Source organism: Amycolatopsis sp. NPDC102522 (assembly GCF_055584485.1).
In genome coordinates, this window is sequence record NZ_JBVJLY010000043.1 from 1 (window position 1) to 22,719 (window position 22,719).

The window sequence follows — 22,719 nt, forward strand, 5'->3', positions numbered from 1 at the left end:
AAAAACACAAAACAAAAAAACACCCCCCACCCCCCCCCGCCCCCCCCCCCCCCCCCCCCACCACCACCCCCCCCCCCCCACCCCCCCCCCCCCCCCCCCCCACCCACCCCCCCCCCCCCCCCCCCCCCCCCCCCCCCCCGACTCCCTCGATACCGCCGCCCTCCCTCGCCTGCGGTACGTGAAGGTCGAGTTCCCTCGGCTGAGCCGCGTGAAGGGGTCCTTCACGCGGCTCGAACGTGAGGCATCGTGAGGCATGAGGTCACTGTGGCGCATGTGGCGATCCGCAAGTCCGTCCCGCGACCTGCCGCAACGAAATGCGTCAGGTGATGGGTTCCATCACCCGCGAGTCGTAGCCCTTCCGGGATTCGAGGATCCCGTCGAAGTGGGCGACCGACCATTCGCTGACAGCCATGAGCAGCGTGCTCGCGCTCGAACCGCGCTCGGTCAGCGCGTACTCGACGGTCGGCGGCGTGGTCGGGAAGACCGTGCGCGTGACGAGGCCGTCGCGTTCGAGGGCGCGCAGGTTCTGGGTCAGCATCTTCTGGCTGATCCCGCCGACGGCGCGGCGCAGTTCACCGAACCGGTGCGGCCGTCGCGACAGCGAGCCGAGCACCAGCGCGGTCCACTTGTTGGCGAGCAGATCGAGGACGTCTCGGCACGGACAGTTCCGCAGGTAGATGTCCCACGGCGAGTCCGGCACTTCACAGGCGGTTTCCATCAGGTACCTAGTTTACCTTTAAGTGCCTTCTGGCGAGAAGTTACCAAGCGGCCGAACATGGAAAGCACCAACAACGGAGGAGCTTTCGATGCGCGTCGTGACCCAGCAGCGGCTTGGTGGCCCTGAAGTGCTGGAGGTGACCGAGACCGACCGTCCGACCCCCGGCCCGACGGAGGTGCTCGTGCGGGTTCGCGCCGCCGGGATCAACCCGGTCGACTGGAAGACCCGGGCCTACGGCGTCTTCATGGGCGAGCCGCCGTTCGTCCTCGGCTGGGACGTCTCCGGGGTGGTGGAGGAACTCGGCGTCGGCACCACGCGTTTCGCCGTCGGCGACGAGGTCCTCGGCTTCCCGTGGTTCCCCCGGCAGGCCGGTGGTTACGGCGAATACGTGACCGCGCCCGCCCGTCAATTCGTGCGCAAACCCGCGGGCCTCACCCACGAACAGGCCGCCGGGCTGCCGCTCGCCGGACTCACCGCGTGGCAGGGCCTCGTGGACATCGCCGACGTCCGGCCTGGGCAGCGTGTGCTGATCGACGCCGCCGCGGGTGGTGTCGGGCACCTCGCCGTCCAGGTGGCGAAGGCCCGCGGCGCGTACGTCCTGGGCACGGCGAGCGCCGGGAAGCACGACTTCCTCCGCGAACTCGGCGTCGACGAGCCGATCGACTACCGCGACGAGACCGCGACGGCGTCCGACGTGGACGTCGTGTTCGGGCTGGTCGGCGAGCAGAGCGACCTGCGCTGGCTGGACGCGGTGAAGCCCGGCGGCCTGCTGATCTCGGTTCCCGGCGGCGTGAGCGAGACCGTCGCCGCGAAGGCCGAGAAGCTCGGCGTGCGGACGTCGGGGATGCTCGCCGAACCCGATCAGATCGGCCTGCAGGCGCTGACGGACCTGATCGAGAAGGGCGAACTGCGCGTCCACGTGGAGCAGACCTTCCCGCTGGAGGACGTCGCGAAGGCCCACGAAGTCGGCGAAGGCGGCCGGGTCACCGGGAAGCTCGTCCTGACCGTCTGATCCCGCTTGGAACCTAGCCGCGCGGAAGCACCTGCGGCAGCACGGTGGTCAACCCCGTCCAGTCCGAAGTGAGCACCGACGCGTGGTTCTTCGCCAGCAGCGCCGCCCGTGCGCTCGCCTGCACCACGGAGGGCCGCAGCCCGGCGACGGCGTACTCGCCGCGACACAGTCGTAGGCACGCCGACGAGGGATACCGTGGGGAGGAGTTTCATCCGAGCTCTTTCGCACGCGGGAAGTGCACTGGCTCACACACTGTGCCACCGTGATCGAGTGCGGCCGAACCGCTGTTGAACCAAAAGGACCAGTCGGGAAAATGAACTCATGAGCGAGAACCCGAGCCCGCCGTCGGCGCTGACCATCGCGGGCTCCGACTCCGGCGGCGCCGCCGGCCTGCAGGCGGACCTGCGCACGTTCCTCACCTGCGGCGTGCACGGTCTGGTCGCGGTCACCGCCGTGACCGTGCAGAACACCCTCGGCGTGCACGACCGCACCGACATCCCGCCGCATATCGTCGCCGGGCAGATCGAGGCCGTCGCGGCCGACATGGGTGTCAACGCGGCCAAGACCGGCATGCTCGCCTCGGCCGGGATCATCCACGCCGTCGCCGCGGCGTGCGACAAGGCCGAGATCGGCCGCGACGCCAAGGTGCCGTTCGTGGTCGACCCGGTCGCGGCGTCGATGCACGGGCATCCGCTGTTCGACGAGGACGGCCTGGTGGCGCTGCGCGACGAGCTCCTGCCGCGCGCGACGGTCCTCACGCCGAACCTCGACGAGGTCCGCCTGCTGACCGGGATGACCGTGACCACCCGTGAGCAGATGCACCAGGCCGCCATCGTCCTGCACCGGCTCGGCCCGAAGTACGTGCTCGTGAAGAGCGGTCACCTCGTCTCCGACCCGGAATGCGTCGACGTGCTCTTCGACGGCTCCACGTTCGTCGAGCTGCCCGGTGAGCGGTTCGCGACGCAGCACACGCACGGCGCCGGGGACACCATGGCGTCGGCGCTGACGGCCGGTCTCGCGAAGGGGATGTCCGTCGTGGAAGCCGCCCGCTACGGCAAGTGGTTCGTCTCACAAGCGGTCGAAAACGCCTACCCCATGGGCGCGAAGGTCGGTCCGGTTTCGGCGTTTTGGCGGCTTGCGCCGGAGCACTGAGAACCCGTCCGGTTACGATCTGCCCCGAAACGGACCAACGAACAAGGGTGGGGCGTGTCCGGACGCGAGCGGGTGGCCAAGATCGTCGAGGCCCGCGGATTCCAGAATTTCATCATCGCGGTGATCGTCTTCAACGCCGTCACACTCGGCTTGGAGACCTCGACGAGAATGCTCGCGGAGTACGGGCCGCTGCTGCACACGGTCGACTACATCGCGCTCACGATCTTCGTGCTCGAACTGGCCGCGAAGTTCTACGCCTATCGCGCGAAGTTCTTCCGCGACCCATGGAACATCTTCGACCTGCTCGTCGTCGGCATCGCGGTGGTCCCCACGTCCGGCCCGTTCGCGGTGCTGCGGGCGTTGCGGGTCCTGCGGGTGCTGCGGCTGATCTCGGTCGTGCCGTCGATGCGGAAGGTCGTCAGCGGCCTGCTCACGTCGATCCCCGGTATGGCGTCGATCGCCGCGCTCCTCGCGCTGATCATCTTCGTCGCGGGTGTGATGGCGACGAAGCTGTTCGGCGCGATCTCGCCGGAGAACTTCGGGGATCTCGGCACTTCGCTGTTCACGCTGTTCCAGGTGATGACCGGTGAGGCGTGGCCGGACATCGCCAAGGAGATCATGAAGGAAGCACCCATGGCCTGGGTGTTCTTCGTGGTCTACATCCTCGTGTCCAGCTTCGCGGTGCTGAACCTCTTCATCGCCGTCGTGGTCAGCGGGATGGAAGACGAGCTTCGCCAGGACATCCGCGAGGAAGAGGCGAAGCAGGCCGAGACCCAGGCTCAGGCGAACAAGGAGATCCTCGACGAGCTTCGCGCTCTTCGTGCCGAGGTCAGCGCTCTTCGTCAGCGATGAGCGCTTCGAGGGCGGGCAAAGCCGCCGCGAGCGCCGCCTGGTGCTCGGGGGTCAGCCTGTCGAGACGCGTGCCCAGTTCACGGACGCGCGTCGACCGGACGCCCGAAACCAGCCTCTCGCCCTCTTCGGTGGCCTCCGCGAGCCAGGCACGCCTGTCGATCGGGTCCGATTCGCGGCTGACGTAGCCCGCTTCGACGAGCGAAGCGACGATCCTCGACATGGTGGCCGCGGCGACGCCTTCCTTCGCCGCGAGATCACCCAGACGGAGCTGGCCGTAGTTCACGAGTGTCGCGAGCGCGGAGATCGCGCCGTGGCCGGGTCCGGGCACGCCCGCCTGGCGCAAGGACCGTGACAACCGGCCCACCGCCAGGAACAACCTGCCCGAAACATCCTGGACCGCTGACGTGGTCACCACTGGCTCCTCTGGGTACACGGCGGCGGGTGCGCCGCCGGAGAGTGCCGTCAACCATACGGGCTCCCCCTGCGTACTCCCGGTTAAGGCCGTGAACCGTACAAAAGGGTTATCGAGGCGGACTCGAAGCGTGTGCCCAGAACCGCTGGGGGATCCGGCCCGCACCGGCGGCCAGCCGTCCGGCGGTGACGGCGGCACGCATCGCCGACGCCATCCGCTCCGGGTCCGCGGCCCTGGTCACGGCGGTGGAAAGCAGGACGGCGTCGCAGCCGAGCTCCATCGCCAGCGTCGCGTCGGAAGCCGTGCCGATACCGGCGTCGAGGATCACCGGGATACCCGCGCGCGACACGATCAGCTCGATGTTGTGCGGGTTCCGGATGCCGAGACCGGTGCCGATGGGCGCGCCGAGCGGCATCACGGCCGCGCAGCCCGCCTGCTCCAGCCGAAGGGCCAGCACCGGGTCGTCGTTGGTGTAGGCGAGCACGGTGAAACCGTCCGCGGTGAGCTGTTCGGCCGCTTCGAGGGTCTCGAACGGGTCCGGCAGCAGCGTGCGGTCGTCGGCGTGGACCTCCAGCTTGACGAGGTCGGTTTCGAGGGCTTCGCGCGCGAGCCGGGCGGTGAGGACCGCTTCGGCGGCCGTCCGGCAGCCGGCGGTGTTGGGCAGCAGGCGGATGCCGAGCCGCCGGAGCAGTTCGAGCACGCCGGAGCCGCCTTCGGCGTCGGCCTTGCGCATCGCGACGGTGGTCAGCTCCGTGCCCGAGGCCACCAGCGCGCGTTCCACCACGGCGAGGTTCGCCGCGCCGCCGGTGCCGATGATCAGCCGCGACGAAAGCTTGTGCTCGCCGATGACGAGGTGGTCACCATCCATTTTTCAACCTCCTTGAACAGCGGTGAGGATGTCGAGGCTGGCGCCCTTGGGCACCACGGCTTCCGGCCATTCGCCGCGCCGGACGACCACGCCGTCCACCGCGACCGCGACGCCCCGTGTCGCGGTGCCGAGTGCCTCGAGCACGCCCTCGACGGTGGTCCCGTCGGGAAACTCGCGCCACTGGCCGTTGACCTGGATCTCCATCACACCCGCTCCTCGCTTCGCCGCGACGGCGCCGCCGCCGCGACCTCGTCCGGCAACGGCCCGCCGTCCAGCCAGGCGACCGCGGCGTCCGCGGTGACCGGGGCCATCAGGAGACCGTTGCGATGGTGGCCCGTCGCGGCGAAGACACCTTCGCCCAGCTCACCGATGAAGGGCATCGTGTCGACACTCGCCGCGCGAAGCCCGGCAGCGGTCTCGACGAGTTCGTACTCGGCGATGCCCGGGAAGACGCGCTCCGCGCCTTCGAGCAGCTCACGCACGCCTCGAACGGTGACGGTCTCGTCGAAACCGGCCTCGTACTGGGTCGCGCCGAGCACGAGGCCACCGTCGTCACGCGGGACGAGATAGATCGGGCGGCCCTCGACCATCGCGCGGACTGTCCTCTTCGGCGACGGCAGGCAGCCCCGGCGCGGCCGCAGGCGGAGGATCTCGCCCTTCAGCGGGCGGACGGCGTCCGCGAGCGCGGGGTGCAGGCGCCCTGTCCAGGCACCGGCGGCGAGGACGACGTCGCCGAGTCCTTTGAGGTCCGTGACGCTCTCGCGGCGGAACTCGACGCCGTGTCGTCCGCAGGCGTGTTCGAGTGACCGCAGCAGTCTTCTGTTGTCCACGGCCAGATCGCCGGGCACCAACAGTCCACTTCGGACAGACCCGGCGAGACCGGGTTCGGCGCGGCGGGCCTCGCGGCCGCTCAGCGGCTCGACCTCACGGCCGAGCTCGGTGAGGTACGCGGCCAGCATTTCGAGGTTGCCCGCGTCGGCGCTGTCCAGCGCGGCGACGAGCGTGCCGTGCGGCGAGAGGCCCGGGTCGACACCCTCTTCGGCTAGGTCACGGGCGAAATCCGGCCAGCGCCGCAGCGATGCCTCGCCGAGGGTGAGGACGTCCTCCTCGCCGGGCCAGGCCTCGGTGACCGGCGCGAGCATGCCGCCCGCGAGCCACGACGCGCCGCGCCCAGGCTCGGGGTCGTACACGGTGACGCGATGGCCGCGCGCGGACGCGCGCCAAGCGATCGAGAGGCCGATGACCCCGCCGCCGACAACCGAAAGTTCCTTCATGAACGCACGCTCCCTGCGCCGGCATGACCCGGATCAGGTTCCACGGTCGGAGCGGTTTCGGCTCCCTCTCAGCCCGTCCTCGGGCTCCCGTGCGGACCACCCCACCGTAGCGCGCGGGTACCGTCGCCGCCATGCCCACCCTGTCTGGTCCGCAGATCCGCACCGCGCTCGCGGACGCCCGCCTGTACCTCTGCACCGATGCCCGGTCCGGCCGCGGCGACCTCGCCGAATTCGCCGACGCGGCGCTGGCAGGCGGGGTCGACATCATCCAGCTGAGGGACAAGACGATCGAGGCGAAACCGGAGATCGCCGCACTGGAAGTGCTGGCGGAGGCGTGCGAGAAGCACGGCAAGCTGCTGGCGGTGAACGACCGCGCGGACGTCTCGCTCGCCGTCGGCGCGCACGTGCTGCACCTGGGCCAGGACGACATCCCGGTGCCGCTGGCCCGGCGGATCCTCGGCGAGGACGTGGTGATCGGCCGGTCCACCCATTCGGCCGAGGAGGCCAAGGCCGCCGCCGAGGAACCCGGCGTCGACTACTTCTGCACCGGCCCGTGCTGGCCGACGCCGACGAAGCCGGGCCGCCCCGCCCCGGGGCTCGACCTGGTGCGCGCCACCGCGGCGTTCGGCACGTCGCGGCCTTGGTTCGCGATCGGCGGGATCGACACCGACCGGCTGCCCGAGGTGCTGGACGCGGGGGCGTCGCGGATCGTCGTCGTCCGGGCGATCACCGAGGCCGAAGACCCCGAAGCGGCCGCTCGCACGCTTCGCTCCTCGCTCGCCTGACGCGCTTCGGGGAGCCTCAGGGCGCGGGGGTGCCGGAGGCCGGGGCCGAGGGGGTCGTCGGGGGCGCCTGAGAGGTCGAAGGCGTCGTGGACGGCGTCGTCGGAGGCGCCTGGGTGGTCGTGGGAGCCGTCGGTGTCGTCGTCGGGGTCGGCGTGGTCGACGGCGTCGTGTCGGGCTGGTTGTCCTGAGTCTCCGACGGGGACGTCGCCGGCGGGGTGTCGTGCTTGTCCTGCCGCTCCTGGGCCTGCCCGCCGCCGATGATCTTCCCTATGGTCGTCCCGGTCCCGCCGCCGAAGGTCTTGCCTGTCGCGCCCTCGAAGCCGGTGATCGCGACGAGCGCCACCACGAACGCCACCACGCTGACACCGGCGATCACCGCCCAGCGTGGCTTGAACTTCCGCCCGGACGATTCCTCCTCGCCCTCGGCCGGTTTCAGCCGGACGGTCTCCTGCTCGCCGGGATCGAGGACGCGCTTCCGCCCCGGCACCGTCAGCACCACTCGCGCCTTCAGCGCCGCGTCCTTCGTCCGTTGCAGCGAGCGCAGGTACAACTCGCCACCGAGCGTGGTGATCACGCTCGCCAGCCCGGCGCCCGCCACCGTTCCCGCCACCCCGAGCGTGGAACCCAGCAGGGCCGCGGTGATCGCGGCCATCGCGGCCGCCGTCACCTGGACGATCCGCCCCTGCTTTTCCGTCTTTTCGGTGTCCTTTTCGGAGGTCTCCTTGGTCATGATCCCGTTCTGCAGCTAGTCGGTCCTCACCCAGTCCTAACGAATAAGGCGCGTGGGATGCTCCCTTCGTTGTCCACACGTGAGGAGCGCCACCCTGACTGTCCAAAAAGGACTGTCTATGGTTCACAATTCCTTGACATAATCAGCCAGATGGAATTGGTCTCGATCGAGGAAATCCGCGACGCGGCAAGCCGGGTCAAAGGCGCCGCGGTGCGCACGCCTTTGCTGGAACAGACGTGGGCGCCGTTGTGGCTCAAACCGGAAAGCCTTCAGCGGATCGGCGCCTTCAAGGTGCGCGGCGCCTACAACGCGATCGCCGCCCTGGACGAAGAGCGGCGCGTTCGCGGCGTCGTCGCGTTTTCCAGCGGCAACCACGCGCAAGCGGTCGCTTACTCGGCGAAACGGTTCGGAATCCCCGCGGTGATCATCGTTCCGGACGTCGCACCGCGCGCCAAGGTCGAAGCCACCCAGGCGCTCGGCGCCGAAGTCATCGAGGTCCCGATCGACCGCCAGCAGTCCTCGGCGCTCGCCGTCGCCGACGAACGGGGGCTCACCTTCATCCCGCCGTACGACCATCGGGACGTGATCGCCGGGCAGGGCACCGTCGGCCTGGAGATCGCCGAAGACCTGCCGGACGCCGGTGTCGTGCTCGTCCCGCTCAGCGGCGGCGGACTGGCCTCGGGCGTCGGCACGGCGATCAAGGCGCTGCTCCCCGGAGCGAAGGTCATCGGCGTCGAACCCGAGCTCGCGGCCGACACCGCCGAGAGCCTGCGCGCGGGCAGGCGGATCGAATGGCCGATGGACCTGCGGGCGCGCACCAGCGCCGACGGCCTGCGCGCCCAGCCGTCGGACCTGACCTTCGCCCACCTCCAGGCGGTGCTCGACGACGTCGTCACCGTTTCCGAGGAGGAGATCCGGGAGTCGGTCCGGACGCTGGCGCACCGCGCCCGCCTGATCGCCGAACCGAGCGGGGCCACCGCGACCGCCGCGTACCTGTTCCACCGCGACGCGCTGCCGCCGGGAAAGGTCGTTTCGGTCGTTTCGGGCGGCAACCTGGACCCGGCGACGCTGGCCGACCTCTTGGCTTGATGTGCTTGAAGCCGGATCTCGTGTGTTTGAAGCCGGGACTCGCGTGATTGGAGCCGGATCTCGCGTGATTGGAGCCGTAACTCATGAGTTCCGGCTCCAATCACGCGAGTTCGGCCTTCAAGCACGCGAGTTACGGCTCCGATCACGCGTGTCCGGCGGGGCGGACGTGCGTCGGCGGCGAGTCGACGCCGCAGTGGAGGCATTCGCCCGGGTGAGGTGACTCGTCGGCGGTCGGCGAGGAGGGCGGGTCGAGGACGCCGTTGTGGATGCCGAGCGCGATCAGGCCGCCCCCGATCGCCAGCGCCGCGCACACCAGCAACGCCGTCCGCCAGCCCGCGGTCAGCGCGACCGGGTCGGTGTAGGCGGCGCCGGACAGTCCGGCCACGGCGGGCAGCACGGCGATCGCGAGCAGGCCGCCGGAGCGGGCGATGGCGTTGTTGACCCCGGAGGCGACGCCGGCGTACCTGTCGGGCGCGGCGGCCAGCACCGTCGCGGTTACCGGGGCGACGACCGTCGCCAGCCCGGCACCGAACACGACGACGGCGGGCAGCACCGACCCGAGGTACGACGACCCCGGCCCGACGCGCATCAGCAGGAGCATGCCCACGCCGACCAGGATCGGGCCGATGACCAGTTGCGCGCGCGGCCCGATCCGCTGCGCCAGCGCACCCGAACGGCCGGAGAACAGCAGCATGATGATGGTGATCGGCAGCCCGGCGAGCCCGGCAGCGGTCGGCGAATAGCCCAGCGACACCTGCAACTGCATGACCATCAGCATCATCACGCCGCCGAGCGCCGCGTAGACGACGAAGGTCAGCGCGTTGGCGAGGCTGAACGTCCGGTCGCGGAACAGTTTCGGCGGCACCAGCGGGTCGGCCGAGCGGTGCTGGATCACCAGGAACGCCCCCAGCCCCGCGACGCCGAGCACGATGGCCACCAGGACGACGACGTCCCCGATACCGCGTCCGGGCGCCTCGACGAGCGCGCCGGTGAGCCCGGCGAGCCCGATCGCGCCGACGGCGGCCGCGGTGAAGTCCGGATGGCCGGTCGCCTCCTCGTCGCGGGACTCGGGCACGTAGCGCCGGGCGAGCAGGACACAGACGGCGGCCAGCGGCAGGTTTATCAGGAACGCCAGCCGCCACGACCACACCTGCACCAGGACCCCGCCGAGCAGCGGGCCGATCGCCGCCGCGATCCCGCCGAGGCCGGACCACGCGCCGATCGCGCGGGCCCGGTCGTCGTGGGCGAAGGACGCTTGGAGGATGGCGAGCGAGCCGGGCGTGAGCAAAGCTCCCCCGATGCCCTGGAGGATCCGGGTCGCGACGAGCATCTCGGTCGTCGTCGCGGCGGCGCACAGCCCGGACGCGATCCCGAACCAGATGACGCCGATGACGAACATGCGGCGGCGGCCGTAGCGGTCGCCGAGCGAACCGGCGACGAGGATGAGCGCGGCGAGCGCGAGCAGGTAGCCGTCGAGGATCCATTGCAGGCCCGCGACCGACGCTTTGAGTTCTTCGCCGATCCTCGGCAACGCGACGTTGATGATCGTTCCGTCGAGCATCGCCATGCCCGAGCCCACGATGGTCGTCGCGAGCACTCCGCGCGCCACCGGCGTCCCCCACCGAATCCCCGCCCCGTCAGTCATAAGTCGACTGAATCACGCCACCAGCCCTCAAGCCACCGCGAATTACCTGACATGTCAGATAAAAGGCGACCGAAACAACGGGACCGGCGGACCCGACTCCTCGAAGCGCGCCAGCGCGACGAGGAGTCCGCACAGGCGCGCCCTCTTTCGGCCGAAGGCCACGGAAACGTTTTGCAGGGCGCCCGCGCCCTGCGAAACGTTTCCGTCAGCGCGCCTCAGGCAACAGCGTGGTGACGAATTTGTAACGGTCGCCCCGGTAGATCGCGCGGGCGAACTCGACCGGTTTTCCGTCGGTGGCGAAAGAATGCCTCGAAAGGAGCAACATCGGCATCCCGACATCGGCGCCCAGCATCTCCGCCTCGTGCGGTCCGGCGAGCGCTGTCTCGATCGTTTCCTCGGCCCTTTCCAGCTCAACGCCGTAGTGCTCCCTCAGCACGGCGTACAGCGAACCACCTGCGGAAACATGTTTGCGCAAACCGCGGAACCGGCCGAGTGGGAGATGCGTGGTCTCGAGCGCCATCGGCTGCGAATCGGCCAGCCGGAGACGGCGAAGGCGAAGAATCTTCGCGCCGACCCGGATTCCGAGGAGTTTCGCGAGGTCGGCTTCCACCGGCAGTTCGTCGATCTCCAGCAGTTTCGACGACGGTTTGAGGCCCTGCTTGCGCATGTCCTCGGTGTAGGACGACAACTGCAGGCGCTGCGCGAGTTTCGGCTCGGCGGCGAAGGTGCCCTTGCCCTGCACGCGGTGGAGCCTGCCCTCGGCGGTCAGGTCGGCGAGCGCCTGCCGGACCGTGGTGCGCGAAACGGTGAATTCTCCCGCGAGCGCCCGTTCCGTCGGAATCGGCGAGCCGGGCGGCAACGCGTCGAGCAGATCGAGCAGATGCTGTTTCAGCGCCCAGTACTTGGGTTCGCGCTGCCCGCGCATCCCAGCCGTAGCGCCCGCCTCACTCGCGGTGGTTGTCTCCAACATGACCGACTCCCTAAGCCTTCCCACTCAAACGCGCACCGTCCCCGCTAGGAAACGTACCCTTCACCACAAACGTCCATTCGGGCTAGCATTGGTCTAGACCTACTCGGGGGACGAAGTACGTCCCGGTGGAAGGGAACGAGATGACCGAACAGCGCCCCGGCGAGCACATGGCCGCGGAGATCTCCCAGCAACCCGCCATTCTGGCAGGAATCGTGGAGCGACAGGCCGAAATCGCCGAGGTGGCCGAAGCCATCTCCAAGCGCCCGCCCAGGTTCGCACTGCTCGCCGCCCGCGGCTCCAGCGACCACGCCGCCCTGTATGCGAAGTACCTGATCGAAGTACTCCTCGGTCTCCCCTGCGGTCTCGTCTCGCCCTCCACGGCGACTTTGTACGGCGCCCGTCCCGATCTGCGGGACGTTCTCTTCATCACAGTAAGCCAAAGCGGTGGTTCCCCGGATCTCATCGAGGTCACCGAGACCGCGCGTCGCCAGGGAGCGCTGACCGTCTCGGTCACCAACACCCCGGAGTCGCCGCTGCGCGCCGCCGCCGAACTCGGTGTCGACATCGGCGCGGGGCTGGAAAGGGCCGTGGCCGCCACGAAGACGTACTCGGCCACCTTGCTCTCCCTTTACCTGCTCATCGACGCGGTCCGCGGCGGCAAGGGCGAGGACGCGGAGAAGCTGGGCGAACTCGCGCAGCAGACCCTCGACGCCGCCGACGAAGGCGTGCAGCGCGCGGTGGACCGCTACCGGTTCGTCGACCGGGTGCTCACCACCGGCCGCGGCTACTCCTACGCCTCGGCGCTGGAAGGTTCTTTGAAGCTGGCCGAAACCAGCTACCTCGCGGCCCGCGCGTACAGCGGCGCGGACCTGTTGCACGGCCCGGTCGCGGCCGTCGACGGCGAGACGGCGGTGCTCGCCGTGACGAGCCAGGGACACGGCGTGGGCGCGATGCAGGAGGTCCTCGAGGCCGTCGGCAAACGCGGCGCGGACGTGCTCGCGGTCGGCTCGGCTTCGGCCGACGTCCCCGCGGCGTTGCGGATCGGTGTCGCCCCTTCCGCCGAAGAGGTCGCCCCGATCCTGGAGATCCTGCCCATCCAGCGGATCGCGCTCGGCCTTTCGCTGGCGCGCGGCGGTGACCCGGACAGCCCCCGCGGGCTGCTCAAGGTGACCAAGACCCGGTGAGTCACGTCCTGGGTGTGGACGCCGGAGGCACGTCGACGCGAGCGATCGCCGTCGACGCCTCCGGCGTCGTGCTCGGCACCGGGCGCGCGGGCGGGGCGAACCCCAACTCCCATCCGCCCGCGGACGCCGCGGCACGGATCGCGAGCGCGATCACCGAAGCGCTGGGCGGGCTGGACCCGGCCGGGACGGCGGCGTGTGTCGTCGGCATGGCGGGTGTCAGCAAGCTGAGTGATCCGGCGGTCGCGGAGATCTTCGCGACCGCTTGGAAGGGCGTGGGGATCAGTCCGGTGCGGACGGTCCCCGATTCCGAGGTGGCCTACGCCTCGGCCACTTCCGCGGCAGACGGTTCGGTACTCGTGGCGGGCACCGGGTCGATCGCCGGACGGGTCCGCGGCAGGCGCGTGGTTTCCACCGCCGGCGGCTACGGCTGGTTGCTGGGTGACGAAGGCTCGGCGTACTGGCTCGGCAGGGAAGCCGTTCGCTCCACATTGGATGTTCTGAGCCTCGGCGGCGAACCCGGACCGCTCGCGCGCGCCGTGCTCGCCGAGGCGCTCGGTCCGTCCGCAGTGGACTCCCCGGGCGATCGGGGCGCGCTGTGGCGCGCGCTCATCACGAGCGCCAACTCCGAAGCGCCGATCCGGCTCGCCAGGTTCGCCCCGTTCGTCAGCGAGGCCGACCGCGAAGGCGACCCGGCGGCGGGCGGGATCACCACCCGCGCGGCGGCCCATCTGGTGATGAACGTCATGGCCGCGCGGGATCCCGGCGAAACCACGCCGATCGTCCTCGTGGGCGGTGTGTTGTCCCCGGACGGCCCCGTTGGGGCGAAAGTCCGCGCCGAACTGACCGGGTTCAAGGTCCTGACCAGCACTGATGGCGTCCTGGGTGCCGCTTGGCTCGCCGCCGTCGACGCGTATGGGGAGGGGGCGCCGCGGCCGGTGCCGACCCCGAAAATCACCAAAAACGCGCCCTAAAAGACCAAACCATCGACTCCGGGGGCGAACTCCGGGTACCGTAGGACCCGGCCCCCGGACCCTCCCCCCTCGCCGGGGGCCGCCTTATGTCCTGGGTAGCCCGTCAGGCTCGGAGCCGGAGGGGTTCTTGCCCGCCGCTCCCGCGTCGCCGTCGTCCTCCACGACCCGCAGACCGGGATGCTCCGGCGGCAGCGTCCGGTACAGCACCCAGCCGCTCACGGCGACAGTCACCGCGACAAGCGGCCAGGAAAGCAACGTCCGCGCGATGCCGAGCGCGACCACCTGCCCGCTCCACCACAGCGAGCCGTACACGACGACACGCAGCGTGTACTGCAGGAAGACCCACACCCAGCTCGCCCGCGAGTACGCGCGCAGCAGGGCGGGATCGCGTCGCCAGCGGGTCTTCTGCCCGATGACGAGCCCGACCACGACGCCGAGCAGCGGCCACCGGACCACGATGCTGGCCGCCCACAGCAGCGCGCTGGCCACATTGGACAGCAGCTGGATGAGGAAGAAGTCTTCGGCGCGGCCGGTGTGCAGGGCGATCAGCGCGGCGGCGATCACCGCGGCGAGGCTCACCACGACCGCGCGCGCCTTGTCCCCGCGCGCGACCCGGTACCCGCCGAGCAGCACCGCCACCCCGATGGCCACCCCGGCACCCCAGGCGATCGACTGGCCGGCGATCAGCCAGCCCAGGACGAAGGCCGCGGGCGGGATGCTCGCGTCGATGGCGCCACGCCGCCCGCCGAGGATCTGGGCGAGCGACTCGCGCGGGGGTCGTGAGGTCACCCTCACAGCCTGCCGGATCCATGACCCCGGACACCCGGGCGGGGAGACGTTCGCCACATCCCGTGTCCGTTTCACACCTACTTGAGGTGAATCTCAGCAGCCCAGGAGTGTACATCCCAGTAATGGAGATGCATGGACGTCCGACAAAATAAGAGACTGTGTCAACGGGCTGAACCACCGGTTTCGGTCAGGCGGGATTGCAGGGGCGCTCTCAGCTGTTAGTTGTGGTGTACAAGTACCAACCGGGGGCACACGGACGGAAGGGGACCCAACGTGTACGGATTCGACAGCTATGTGGCGATCGGTGACAGCTTCACCGAAGGACTCAACGATGATCTGCCCGACGGCACGTTCAGAGGCTGGGCGGACAGGCTGGCCGAGATCCTGGCCGAAGGCAGGCCCGATTTCCAGTACGCGAACCTCGCCCTCCGGGGGAAGATGCTCGACGAGATCCTCGAAGAGCAGCTGCCGATCGCGCTCGCGGTGAAGCCCGGCCTGGTCACCCTGTGCGCGGGCGGGAACGACATCATCGTGCCCGGCGCGGACGTGGACGCCGTCGCCGCGCGGCTGGAGGCGGGGGTCGCCAAGCTGCGCGAGGCCGGGATCCCGGTGCTCATCTTCAACGGCCCGGACACCAAGTACCTGTCCGTGATGCACGTCCTGAGGGGGAAGGTCGGCATCTACAACGCGCATCTGTGGGCGATCGCCGACCGGCACGGCGCCAAGATGGTCGACATGTGGGCGATGGCCCCGCTGCACGACCGCCGCGCCTGGAGCGACGACAGGCTGCACTTCACTCCCGAGGCCCACCGCCGGATCGCGCTGCGCGCGGCCGAGGTCCTCGGCGTCCCGGTCGCCGACGACTGGCGCGAGCCGTGGCCGGCGTCCGAGCAGCCGAGTACCTGGATCACCTCGCGCCGCTCCGACCTCGAGTGGACGAAGGCGCACCTGCTGCCGTGGATCCGGCGTCAGCTCAAGGGCGAGTCCATGGGTGACGGCCTGTCGCCGAAGCGTCCTCAGCTCGCGCCGCTGCTCCCGCTGGAGCAGATCGAGTCGCCGGGCGTCACCCTCCCGGCCGAGCCGCTGCGCCCGGCGCGGGAAATCCACCACCACGCGAGCTGACGTCGTGAGCGCCCGGCGGCGCGACAGGCCCGGTCCGTGCGGGCCTCCTTGCCCGAGTACGTGAAGGACCCCTTCAGTGCGCCTAGCGCAATGAAGGGGTCCTTCACGTACTGCAGGCGACCAGGGTGCCGCGCAGTGGCGGGTCCGGTGGATGTCACCCGAAAGGGTTATGTCTCGACCGGCCGGTGATCGCACGCCGGGGTCGGCGCGGGTCCCCTTCGTCCCCTCCGGCTGCCTCTCACCGCACCCGACGCCGCAGGCCAGAGAGGTTCGCCGCACGCCGTGGCCGTCCCGGCGGACCGCGTCCGCCGCCCGCCGGACACCGGGCCGGACGTGCTGAAACCCGGGTCGCTAACCGGCCGGGCGCGGCTTACAGTCCCTTCATGCCCGGTACACGCTGGAGCCGCTTGCTGCCTACAGCGCTGCTGGTCACGCTCGCCTTGACGGCGATTTCCGTCTGGTCGACCTCGGACGACATCGAGGCCACGCTGGCGGCGCGCGCGAAGAACGCGCTCGCCGACGTCGGCGTCTCCGGCGGCCAGGTGAGCTTCTCCGGCCGCGACGCGAACCTCACCGGCTTCCCGCCGGACAAGGCCGCGCAGGCGATGGACGCCATCCAGCGGATCGACGGGGTCCGCACGGTCGAGATCTCCGGTGACACCGCCCCGCCCGCCGGGCCGGTGACGACCAGCGGCGAGCCGTCGAACCCGCCGCCCGCTCCGCCGAGCCCGCCGCCCAGCTCGACGACTCCGGCCAAGCCGACGGACAAGGCCGGTTTCCAGGCCGAGATCGATCGCCTGCTGGCCGCCACGCCGATCGCCTTCGAGCCGGACACCACCGATCTCACCCCGGACGGCGAACGCGGCGCGCTGGAGGTCGCGAAGCTGCTCACAGACGCCCCGCGAGAACTGCGCTTCCGGATCACCGGAACGGTGGCGACCGGTTCGGACAAGAAGCTTTCGCTGAACCGGGCACTGATGGTGGAACGGCTGCTGGAGCGCAACGGGGTCAAGCGCGACCAGGCGTACTCCACCCAACGCAGGACCTCCGACGGCGCGAGCGGCGAGGGCCGCCGCGTCGACATCACGGCAGAACAGAGGTGATGGCTGAATGTTCTGGCTCTTCGGGCAGATCTGGGTCTGGCTGCTCATCTCCTTCGCCCTCGGCTGCGCCGTCACCTGGCTGCTGACGCGCGGCGAACGGCGTGAGCGCACGGCACCCGAACCGGCGGCCCGCGAACCGGAGCGTGCCACCGCGGCCCACTTCGAGCCCGAGCCCGAGCTGCTGTCCTCCGAACAGACGCAGTTCATCCCGCCCGCGCGGCTCCAGGACGAGGACGACCCGTACGACCAGGAGGCGGAAGGCCACCGCGAGGGTCAGCTGACCCCGGAGCCGGTGCGCGCCTACCACCCGGAGGAACGGGAACCGGCGGGCCGGAACGGCGGCCACGGCCACGAACCGGAACCGGTCTGGCCGAGTGACGAGGACTGGCCGCCCGCCGGACGCGGGTCCGAACACCGGCCGGGGCAGGGCAGCTGACACTCGCCTGGTAAATTCGGCTACGCACTGTGAGCGTGACGCCGGGTACGTTTCTTCGATCGGGAGCTCCGGCACACGAAGGAGGCTCCGATTTGGCGCTCCCCTATTGGACGCCGCACAACCTGCTGCCTCCGGGCCGCCATCCCGCTGATCTGGCCGATGTCTACGAGCGGCTGGTCTTCGACGCGCCGCACCAGAACGACCGGGAGATCCTGTTCAGCGCGCTGAACAGCTACCTGGGGGTCGCCCGGCGGATCATGCCGACCGGCCGCGCGTGGATCGGCGGCGCACTGACCGCCAGGACCCCGCACGCGCCGCTCGGGCTCGACGTGGTGCTGATCCCGGACGAATGGGGCGCGCTCAAACGGCTCGACGACACGGGCCGCTCGGCGCTGTACGGACTGTTGACGCTGCGCGGGGTCATCGTCGGCCAGCCCGCGATGTACCTGGACCAGGTCCAGCCCGTCGGCGGCATGCTCGACGGCTTCCTCTGCCGCCCCGGCGACGAGGAGATCTGGGAAGAAGTGTGGGCTGCCGGTGGCAGGGGGATTCCGGAAGTGATCTGGTGAGGAACGAATTCCGGCGTATCGCCGACGAGATCCCCGGTGGCACCTGGCTCGACGACCTCGCCCGCGCGTCGGCGATGGCCGCGTACGCGAAGTTCGAGCGGACGTCGCGTTCGCCGCTGCTTCGCGTCTCCGTGATCGGTGAGTCGCACCTCGACGCGTACACCTTCTCGGACATCAGCCGCGCACTGCAGGACGCGACGGCGAAGATCGGGCACATCATCCGCAACCCGTCGGGCGAGGTGACCTTCGTCCAGCCCGCCGACCGGGAGAAGGCGCCGCTGATCCAGCGCGGCCAGGCGGGCAACGCGATCTTCTTCGGCTTCCCCGAACCGGCGCTCGACGACGCGCTGATCCACGACGGGCTCGAGTCGCTGTCCGAACGCGCGGTCAAGGAACTGTGCGACTTCCTGCCGGCCAACGGCTCCGACGACGGCGCGCTGGACGCGGTGCTGCTGCAGCGCGACACCGTCCGCAACGCGGTCAGCGACATCGTCAACGCTGTCAGCAAGCACGCCGGGATCGGCATGGCCATGACCCCGACGGCAGGCGACGAGCTGACCCGCAGCATGACCACCGAGCAGGCGCGGATCCTGTCCGGGAGCCTGCGAGAGTCGCGGGAGGCCGTCGGCTACGAGACGGTCAGCGGCAGGCTGGACGGCGTCCGCACCCGGCGCCGGATCTTCTATCTCGAACGCGAATCGGGCGGAACGATCCAGGGCGCTGTCGCACCGGATCTGCTCGACGAGATCAAGGAGAACCTGGACCGGCCGGTGACCGCGCGGCTGCGTGTCGTGCGGACGACGACCATCGACGGCCGCCGCGGCCGTCCGGTGCACGAACTGCTCGAGATCACCCCCGAAGTCAGTCTGTTCGATCAGTGATCGGGTTTCCGATATTTCGGCGATGCCACAATTCTCGTCAGAAAATATCGGTGACCGCTTGATCATTGTGGAATGATGACTTTTTCCGGCAGGTAACAATTTCGGCCATTGCCCCGAACGATGGGTTAACGTCTTCGGACGGAAGCCTCCGAAAGGGCACGCATGCCGACCGATCCACCTCTCCCGCACCCGCCGGCCACCCGCTACGGTCCGGGGTTCGCCGCGCACGGAACCCGCCACCGGAAGCCCAAGAACGGCCTGGTCATCGCCGGTTTCCTCGTTGGACTGGCGGCACTCGGGGTCGCCTTCGTCCCGGTCGCCGGGCTCGCCGCCTGGCCGCTCGCCGTGATCGGGGCGGTTCTTTCCGTAATCGGTTTGACCAAAATCAAGAAGGGTGAAGCGGACAAGAAGGGAATGGGGATCGCGGGTCTCGCGCTTTCCATCGCCGGCTTGCTGGCCGCGAGCGGGTTACTGGTCTACACCAACTTCTTTGCTACTGGTCAGTCGGGACTGCACATTCCGGCTGTCGCCGGGGACAGGAACACGGTGGAGTTCGTCGTCAGCGCTTCCGGCGGCGCGACCGTCCGGTTCGGTTCGCTCAACGACCAGCGGAGCGAGACGACCCCGGCGAGCACCGACGACTGGCGCGGCACGGCGTCCTTCAACTCGGGCGACTACCTGCTCACCGTCACCGCGGACACCCGGAACTCGACGGTCAGCAACCAGATCGCCTGCACGATCCTGGTCAACGGCCAGAAGGTAGCGGAGAACAAGGGGCAGACCATCGCCCTGTGCACCGCGAGCACGGGCTGATCCCCGCGCGTTTCGTCCTCTGAATGCGGTAGTCGTGTGGGCAAGAACCGCATTCAGAGGACGAAACGCGATGGTGACCGCCTGGCGGCCGGCCGGTATCGCCCCCACCTCCACCGGCCGGACCGCCACGAGCCGCTCCTGGCGGCTCTTCAGACGGACCCCGAAAGGGCCCGCCCGAGCGCCGATCACTACCGAATGCCCCTCCCCTAGGGCTCGATCGACGCTGAACGGGACCCTACGCGCGTGCGAGGCGAGGCCACTAAGAATCCGCTAAGGATCACTCAGGGGCCTTCGCCGAGGTCGGTGAGTTCCGCGCGAACCATCCCGGCGAGCTTCGGATTGGCGTCCGCCAGGATCTTCAGCGCGAGCGAGAACTGCTCGCGGGCACCGTCCACATCCGACCCGGCGCGCAGTACCCGGCCCAGGGTCAGCCGCAGCACGCCCTCCTGGAGGACGAACCGACGGCTGATCGTCAGGTCCACGGCCTCCCAGACATAGCGCTCGGCGGCGGCCAGTTCGCCGATCCGCATGCTCAGTTCGGCCAGGTTGTTCAACGAGACGACGACGTAGCTTTCGTCGCCGAGGGTCCTGTCGATCTCCAGCGAGGCGACCTGATGCCCGATCGCCTCGATGAATCGCCCGGCCCGCTTTTCGGCCTCCGCGCAGTTGTTGAGCGCCTGCCCGCGCAGTTCGAGATCGCCGGTCCGGTCGGTCTCGTCGACCGCCTGCCGCAACGTCCTGATCGCCTCGTCGTACCGTCCCAGCACGGTCAGCGCGGAACCGAGGTGGATGTTCGCCGAGACCATCAGCCGGTTGTCGCCGATCGCGCTCGCGAGTTCCAGCGCGCTTTCCGCGTCGGCGAGACAGCCCTGTGGCAGTTCGAAGGTGAGCGCGATGGCGCAGCGGGAGATCAGCATCCAGCACCGGCCGAGGACGTCGCCCGACTGCTCGGCGGCCTCCAGCCCGATCTCGACCAGCCGCGTCCACTCGTCCAGCAGCGGGTACACCGCGCGGTAGGTGTGCGCGACCCTGGCGAGACGCCAGACGTCGTCGTGCCGGCCGCCGGCGCGAGCGGCTTCGAGGACTTCGACCAGATTCTCCCATTCCGCGGTGAACCAGTCCTGCGCTTCGGCGAAGGAGTTCAGCGGCGGTGTCTGCGCGTCGGTCAGCACGCCGGTGAAGTCGAGGGGGTCGACGATTCGCAGCATCTTCCGCCGGGCCCGGTCGGCGACGGCCTGATAGAACCGCACCGATCGCGACAGGACGTCTTCCCGGTCGGTCTCGTCGAGTTCGTTCTCGGCCAGTTCGCGGAGGAACAGGCGGACGAGGTCGTGCGGGACGAAGGAGTCGCGGCCGGTTTCGGCGAGCAGGTTGTGCGCGGCGAGCACCCGCAGATGCCGCCGTGCCTCGGCGACGGTGATCCCGCCGATCGCGGCCGTCAGATGGGAACCGGCCGAGAGGCACTGCACCACACCGAGCCGCAGGAACGTGTTCGCGACCTCGGGCGGCAGCCCGCGGAACGAGACGTCGAACGCCGCGCGGACCCCGTCGTCCGGGCCCTCGACGTCGAGCGCGGCCAGCCTGGTGCGTTCGTTGCCGAGCTCGTCGACCAGGTCCTGCGCGGACCACTGCGCACTGGCGGCGAGCCGGGCACCCGCGATCCGCAGTGCCAGCGGGAGATAACCGCAGAGCCGGGCGAGCGCGTGGTTGAGGTCGAATCCGGCGGGCCCGGCGAGTTCCTCGATCAGCCGGACGGCGTCGCCGGGCGCGAGCGTGCCGAGGACGCGCAGTTTGGCGGCGTTGGACACGGCGAGCCCGTCGAGCCGGGAGCGGCTGGTCACCAGCGTCATCGACCGCGAACCGGGCGGCAGCAACGGCCGGACCTGCTCGGCCGAGCGGGCGTTGTCGAGGATCACCAGCATGCGGCGCCCGGCGATCATCGAGCGGTAGAGGGCGACGCGTTCGTGGACCTGTTCGGGGACGCCCTCGGCGGGGACACCGAGCCCGAGCAGGAACTGGGTGAGCAGGTCGGCGGGCTCCAGCGGCGGGTGATGCGGGTCGAAACCGCGCAGCGAGGCGAAAAGGATGCCGTCGGGGAAGCGGCGGGCGGCGCGATGCGCCCACCACACCACCAGGCTGCTCTTGCCGATCCCGGCTGTCCCGGTGACCACGCCGACCGCGGTCTCGCCCGCTTCGGCCCGCTCGGCGAGGCCGCCGAGCCAGGCCAGATCGGCCTCGCGCCCGGCGAGGTTCGGCACGGCGGGCGGCAACTGCTGGACGGGATGCGCTTCGGACTTCGGTTCCGCGAAGACCTTGACCGGCAGATCGTCGTTCAGGACACGCTCGTGCAGCCAGCGCAGATCCGCGCCGGGCTCGACGCCGAGCGTCCGCAAGGTCGCCCGCGACACCGTCCGGTAGAGCTCGAGCGCGTCGCCGCGGCGCCCGGCGTGATAGAGCGCGCGCATCAGCTGACCGGCCGTGCGCTCGGCGAGCGGGCTCGCCCGGACCATCGGGCTGAGTTCGACGATCAGTTCCGCGTGCCTGCCGAGTTCGAGATCCGCGTCGACCCTGGCGCCGTGGACGGCGAGCCGCAGATCCTCCAGCTCGGGGGCGCGGACCGACCCCGGGACGCCTGCCAGAGCGGGACCCTGCCAGAGCGCGAGGGCCTCGGCGAGCAACTCGGACGCCTTCTCCGGATCCTCGGCCGAGGCCTGCTCCAGCAACGTCCGGGCACGGTGGACGTCGATCCGGGCGGGCTCGACGGTGAGCTGGTAGCCGGGCGGCGCGGTGAGGATCCGGGCGCCGCGCGGATGGTCGCCTTGGATGTCCCGGAGCACACGCCGCAGATGGGACACGTTGCCGTGGACGATCGTGCGGGCGGTGGCCGGCGGGTCGTGGCCCCAGAGCGCGTCGATGATCTCGTCGAGCGCGACGACCTTGTTGACCTTCAAGGCCAGCAGCGCGAGCAGACCACGGACGCCGGGACCGCCGACGGGGACCGGGCGTTCGCCGTCGAGGAGCCGCACGGGACCGAGGAGCTGGAAGTGGGCAGGGGAACCGCTTTCGCCCATGACGAACCCCCTCCTCCGATCTCTCCCCTTACCGGAGTAGCCAACCTACCGCGCGAAGACGCCGCCAACCAGAAAACGCGAGGGAAGCGAGACCTAGCGGGGCAGAAACGACCAGCGCAGGCCAGGCGCGGTCGTGACTCTGTTGGGGCACGGTGGGCGTGAGTGGCAAGTGTCGTTCTATTGAGGGGTAAGGCAAACCTGGCGTGTTTGTGGACGGTGTCGGTGACTCTGCGCGACACCGGGTCGTTGACCTCGACTGTGTGGATTTTGGTG

General features: G+C 69.9%; 23 protein-coding genes and 1 riboswitch. Of the genes, 13 read left to right on the plus strand and 10 right to left on the minus strand.

The window, feature by feature from the left end; translation table 11 throughout:
* Positions 1-319 precede the first annotated feature (319 nt).
* Positions 320-718 (minus strand): winged helix-turn-helix transcriptional regulator, encoded by a 399-nt coding sequence (locus tag ACZ6YV_RS43530; RefSeq protein ID WP_465515262.1) that lies wholly within the window; start codon positions 716-718, stop codon positions 320-322.
* A gap of 88 nt (positions 719-806) precedes the next feature.
* Here ACZ6YV_RS43530 and ACZ6YV_RS43535 point away from each other — a divergent pair, with 88 nt between their 5' ends.
* The 3 genes from ACZ6YV_RS43535 (at position 807) to ACZ6YV_RS43545 (ending at position 3,734) form a co-directional block, all read left to right on the plus strand.
* Positions 807-1,730, plus strand: coding sequence for an NADP-dependent oxidoreductase (locus tag ACZ6YV_RS43535; protein WP_465515263.1), 924 nt, complete (start codon positions 807-809; stop codon positions 1,728-1,730).
* Between the two features lie 321 nt (positions 1,731-2,051).
* Complete coding sequence (gene thiD / locus ACZ6YV_RS43540; protein WP_465515264.1) at positions 2,052-2,882, plus strand: bifunctional hydroxymethylpyrimidine kinase/phosphomethylpyrimidine kinase; 831 nt, start codon at positions 2,052-2,054, stop codon at positions 2,880-2,882.
* Between the two features lie 54 nt (positions 2,883-2,936).
* Positions 2,937-3,734 (plus strand): ion transporter, encoded by a 798-nt coding sequence (locus tag ACZ6YV_RS43545; RefSeq protein WP_465515265.1) that lies wholly within the window; start codon positions 2,937-2,939, stop codon positions 3,732-3,734.
* Here the strand turns inward: ACZ6YV_RS43545 and ACZ6YV_RS43550 are convergent.
* The 4 genes from ACZ6YV_RS43550 to thiO form a co-directional block, all read right to left on the minus strand.
* Positions 3,712-4,146 carry a MarR family winged helix-turn-helix transcriptional regulator gene (locus ACZ6YV_RS43550; RefSeq protein ID WP_378244270.1) on the minus strand — a complete coding sequence of 145 codons (435 nt, stop codon included), beginning with the start codon at positions 4,144-4,146 and terminating at the stop codon, positions 3,712-3,714. The two genes, ACZ6YV_RS43545 and ACZ6YV_RS43550, sit on opposite strands and share 23 nt — an antisense overlap.
* A 109-nt stretch (positions 4,147-4,255) precedes the next feature.
* Positions 4,256-5,014 carry a thiazole synthase gene (gene thiG, locus ACZ6YV_RS43555; RefSeq protein ID WP_465515266.1) on the minus strand — a complete coding sequence of 253 codons (759 nt, stop codon included), beginning with the start codon at positions 5,012-5,014 and terminating at the stop codon, positions 4,256-4,258.
* Between the two features lie 3 nt (positions 5,015-5,017).
* Positions 5,018-5,218 carry a sulfur carrier protein ThiS gene (gene thiS / locus ACZ6YV_RS43560; RefSeq protein ID WP_378244488.1) on the minus strand — a complete coding sequence of 67 codons (201 nt, stop codon included), beginning with the start codon at positions 5,216-5,218 and terminating at the stop codon, positions 5,018-5,020.
* Positions 5,218-6,288 carry a glycine oxidase ThiO gene (gene thiO / locus ACZ6YV_RS43565; RefSeq protein ID WP_465515267.1) on the minus strand — a complete coding sequence of 357 codons (1,071 nt, stop codon included), beginning with the start codon at positions 6,286-6,288 and terminating at the stop codon, positions 5,218-5,220. The genes thiS and thiO overlap by 1 nt, the downstream gene beginning before the upstream one ends.
* A riboswitch (TPP riboswitch) is annotated at positions 6,282-6,389 on the minus strand. It overlaps the preceding gene by 7 nt.
* A gap of 30 nt (positions 6,390-6,419) precedes the next feature.
* On the opposite strand from thiO, the gene thiE reads away from it, so the two are divergent.
* Positions 6,420-7,073, plus strand: a complete 654-nt coding sequence (gene thiE, locus ACZ6YV_RS43570) for a thiamine phosphate synthase (protein WP_465515268.1) — start codon at positions 6,420-6,422, stop codon at positions 7,071-7,073.
* 16 nt (positions 7,074-7,089) lie between these two features.
* Here thiE and ACZ6YV_RS43575 read toward each other — a convergent pair whose 3' ends face one another.
* A complete protein-coding gene (locus tag ACZ6YV_RS43575) occupies positions 7,090-7,803 on the minus strand; it encodes a hypothetical protein (RefSeq protein WP_465515269.1) in 714 nt (237 codons plus the stop codon).
* 150 nt (positions 7,804-7,953) lie between these two features.
* Here ACZ6YV_RS43575 and ACZ6YV_RS43580 point away from each other — a divergent pair, with 150 nt between their 5' ends.
* A complete protein-coding gene (locus tag ACZ6YV_RS43580) occupies positions 7,954-8,892 on the plus strand; it encodes a threonine ammonia-lyase (RefSeq protein ID WP_465515270.1) in 939 nt (312 codons plus the stop codon).
* 142 nt (positions 8,893-9,034) lie between these two features.
* Here ACZ6YV_RS43580 and ACZ6YV_RS43585 read toward each other — a convergent pair whose 3' ends face one another.
* Both ACZ6YV_RS43585 and ACZ6YV_RS43590 read right to left on the minus strand, forming a co-directional pair.
* Positions 9,035-10,537: an MFS transporter gene (locus tag ACZ6YV_RS43585; RefSeq protein ID WP_465515271.1), complete on the minus strand. Its 1,503-nt coding sequence runs from the start codon at positions 10,535-10,537 to the stop codon at positions 9,035-9,037.
* A gap of 205 nt (positions 10,538-10,742) precedes the next feature.
* Positions 10,743-11,507, minus strand: coding sequence for a GntR family transcriptional regulator (locus tag ACZ6YV_RS43590; RefSeq protein ID WP_093936492.1), 765 nt, complete (start codon positions 11,505-11,507; stop codon positions 10,743-10,745).
* A gap of 140 nt (positions 11,508-11,647) precedes the next feature.
* Between ACZ6YV_RS43590 and ACZ6YV_RS43595 the strand changes: the two genes are divergently transcribed.
* Both ACZ6YV_RS43595 and ACZ6YV_RS43600 read left to right on the plus strand, forming a co-directional pair.
* Positions 11,648-12,691 (plus strand): SIS domain-containing protein, encoded by a 1,044-nt coding sequence (locus ACZ6YV_RS43595; RefSeq protein ID WP_465515272.1) that lies wholly within the window; start codon positions 11,648-11,650, stop codon positions 12,689-12,691.
* Complete coding sequence (locus tag ACZ6YV_RS43600; RefSeq protein ID WP_465515273.1) at positions 12,688-13,662, plus strand: N-acetylglucosamine kinase; 975 nt, start codon at positions 12,688-12,690, stop codon at positions 13,660-13,662. The genes ACZ6YV_RS43595 and ACZ6YV_RS43600 overlap by 4 nt, the downstream gene beginning before the upstream one ends.
* 84 nt (positions 13,663-13,746) lie before the next feature.
* On the opposite strand, the gene ACZ6YV_RS43605 is transcribed toward ACZ6YV_RS43600, so the two are convergent.
* Complete coding sequence (locus ACZ6YV_RS43605; protein WP_465515274.1) at positions 13,747-14,451, minus strand: DUF3159 domain-containing protein; 705 nt, start codon at positions 14,449-14,451, stop codon at positions 13,747-13,749.
* 273 nt (positions 14,452-14,724) lie between these two features.
* On the opposite strand from ACZ6YV_RS43605, the gene ACZ6YV_RS43610 reads away from it, so the two are divergent.
* The 6 genes from ACZ6YV_RS43610 (at position 14,725) to ACZ6YV_RS43635 (ending at position 19,375) form a co-directional block, all read left to right on the plus strand.
* Positions 14,725-15,573: an SGNH/GDSL hydrolase family protein gene (locus ACZ6YV_RS43610; protein ID WP_465515275.1), complete on the plus strand. Its 849-nt coding sequence runs from the start codon at positions 14,725-14,727 to the stop codon at positions 15,571-15,573.
* Between the two features lie 383 nt (positions 15,574-15,956).
* The gene (locus ACZ6YV_RS43615) at positions 15,957-16,676 is read left to right on the plus strand and encodes an OmpA family protein (protein ID WP_465515276.1); all 720 of its coding nucleotides are present in this window, start codon (positions 15,957-15,959) and stop codon (positions 16,674-16,676) included.
* Positions 16,677-16,683: 7 nt separating this feature from the next.
* Entirely contained in the window at positions 16,684-17,112 is a 429-nt protein-coding gene (locus ACZ6YV_RS43620; RefSeq protein ID WP_465515277.1) for a hypothetical protein, read from the plus strand.
* 92 nt (positions 17,113-17,204) lie between these two features.
* Complete coding sequence (locus ACZ6YV_RS43625) at positions 17,205-17,681, plus strand: DUF6932 family protein (protein WP_465515278.1); 477 nt, start codon at positions 17,205-17,207, stop codon at positions 17,679-17,681.
* Positions 17,678-18,562, plus strand: coding sequence for a hypothetical protein (locus ACZ6YV_RS43630; protein WP_020631924.1), 885 nt, complete (start codon positions 17,678-17,680; stop codon positions 18,560-18,562). The genes ACZ6YV_RS43625 and ACZ6YV_RS43630 overlap by 4 nt, the downstream gene beginning before the upstream one ends.
* A gap of 162 nt (positions 18,563-18,724) precedes the next feature.
* On the plus strand, positions 18,725-19,375 hold the full coding sequence (locus tag ACZ6YV_RS43635; protein WP_378242245.1) for a DUF4190 domain-containing protein: 651 nt from the start codon (positions 18,725-18,727) through the stop codon (positions 19,373-19,375).
* A 281-nt stretch (positions 19,376-19,656) separates the two neighbouring features.
* Here ACZ6YV_RS43635 and ACZ6YV_RS43640 read toward each other — a convergent pair whose 3' ends face one another.
* The gene (locus ACZ6YV_RS43640; protein ID WP_465515279.1) at positions 19,657-22,446 is read right to left on the minus strand and encodes an AfsR/SARP family transcriptional regulator; all 2,790 of its coding nucleotides are present in this window, start codon (positions 22,444-22,446) and stop codon (positions 19,657-19,659) included.
* Positions 22,447-22,719 lie beyond the last annotated feature (273 nt).

Coding starts and splice junctions, on each gene's coding strand:
- ACZ6YV_RS43580 (WP_465515270.1), top strand. CDS start 7,954: ATGGAATTGGTCTCGATCGAGGAAATCCGCGACGCGGCAAGCCGGGTC.
- ACZ6YV_RS43535 (WP_465515263.1), top strand. CDS start 807: ATGCGCGTCGTGACCCAGCAGCGGCTTGGTGGCCCTGAAGTGCTGGAG.
- thiG (WP_465515266.1), bottom strand. CDS start 5,014: ATGGATGGTGACCACCTCGTCATCGGCGAGCACAAGCTTTCGTCGCGG.
- ACZ6YV_RS43590 (WP_093936492.1), bottom strand. CDS start 11,507: ATGTTGGAGACAACCACCGCGAGTGAGGCGGGCGCTACGGCTGGGATG.
- ACZ6YV_RS43530 (WP_465515262.1), bottom strand. CDS start 718: ATGGAAACCGCCTGTGAAGTGCCGGACTCGCCGTGGGACATCTACCTG.
- ACZ6YV_RS43620 (WP_465515277.1), top strand. CDS start 16,684: ATGTTCTGGCTCTTCGGGCAGATCTGGGTCTGGCTGCTCATCTCCTTC.
- thiD (WP_465515264.1), top strand. CDS start 2,052: ATGAGCGAGAACCCGAGCCCGCCGTCGGCGCTGACCATCGCGGGCTCC.
- thiS (WP_378244488.1), bottom strand. CDS start 5,218: ATGGAGATCCAGGTCAACGGCCAGTGGCGCGAGTTTCCCGACGGGACC.
- thiO (WP_465515267.1), bottom strand. CDS start 6,288: ATGAAGGAACTTTCGGTTGTCGGCGGCGGGGTCATCGGCCTCTCGATC.
- ACZ6YV_RS43615 (WP_465515276.1), top strand. CDS start 15,957: ATGCCCGGTACACGCTGGAGCCGCTTGCTGCCTACAGCGCTGCTGGTC.
- ACZ6YV_RS43640 (WP_465515279.1), bottom strand. CDS start 22,446: ATGGGCGAAAGCGGTTCCCCTGCCCACTTCCAGCTCCTCGGTCCCGTG.
- ACZ6YV_RS43635 (WP_378242245.1), top strand. CDS start 18,725: ATGCCGACCGATCCACCTCTCCCGCACCCGCCGGCCACCCGCTACGGT.
- ACZ6YV_RS43585 (WP_465515271.1), bottom strand. CDS start 10,537: ATGACTGACGGGGCGGGGATTCGGTGGGGGACGCCGGTGGCGCGCGGA.
- ACZ6YV_RS43595 (WP_465515272.1), top strand. CDS start 11,648: ATGACCGAACAGCGCCCCGGCGAGCACATGGCCGCGGAGATCTCCCAG.
- thiE (WP_465515268.1), top strand. CDS start 6,420: ATGCCCACCCTGTCTGGTCCGCAGATCCGCACCGCGCTCGCGGACGCC.
- ACZ6YV_RS43575 (WP_465515269.1), bottom strand. CDS start 7,803: ATGACCAAGGAGACCTCCGAAAAGGACACCGAAAAGACGGAAAAGCAG.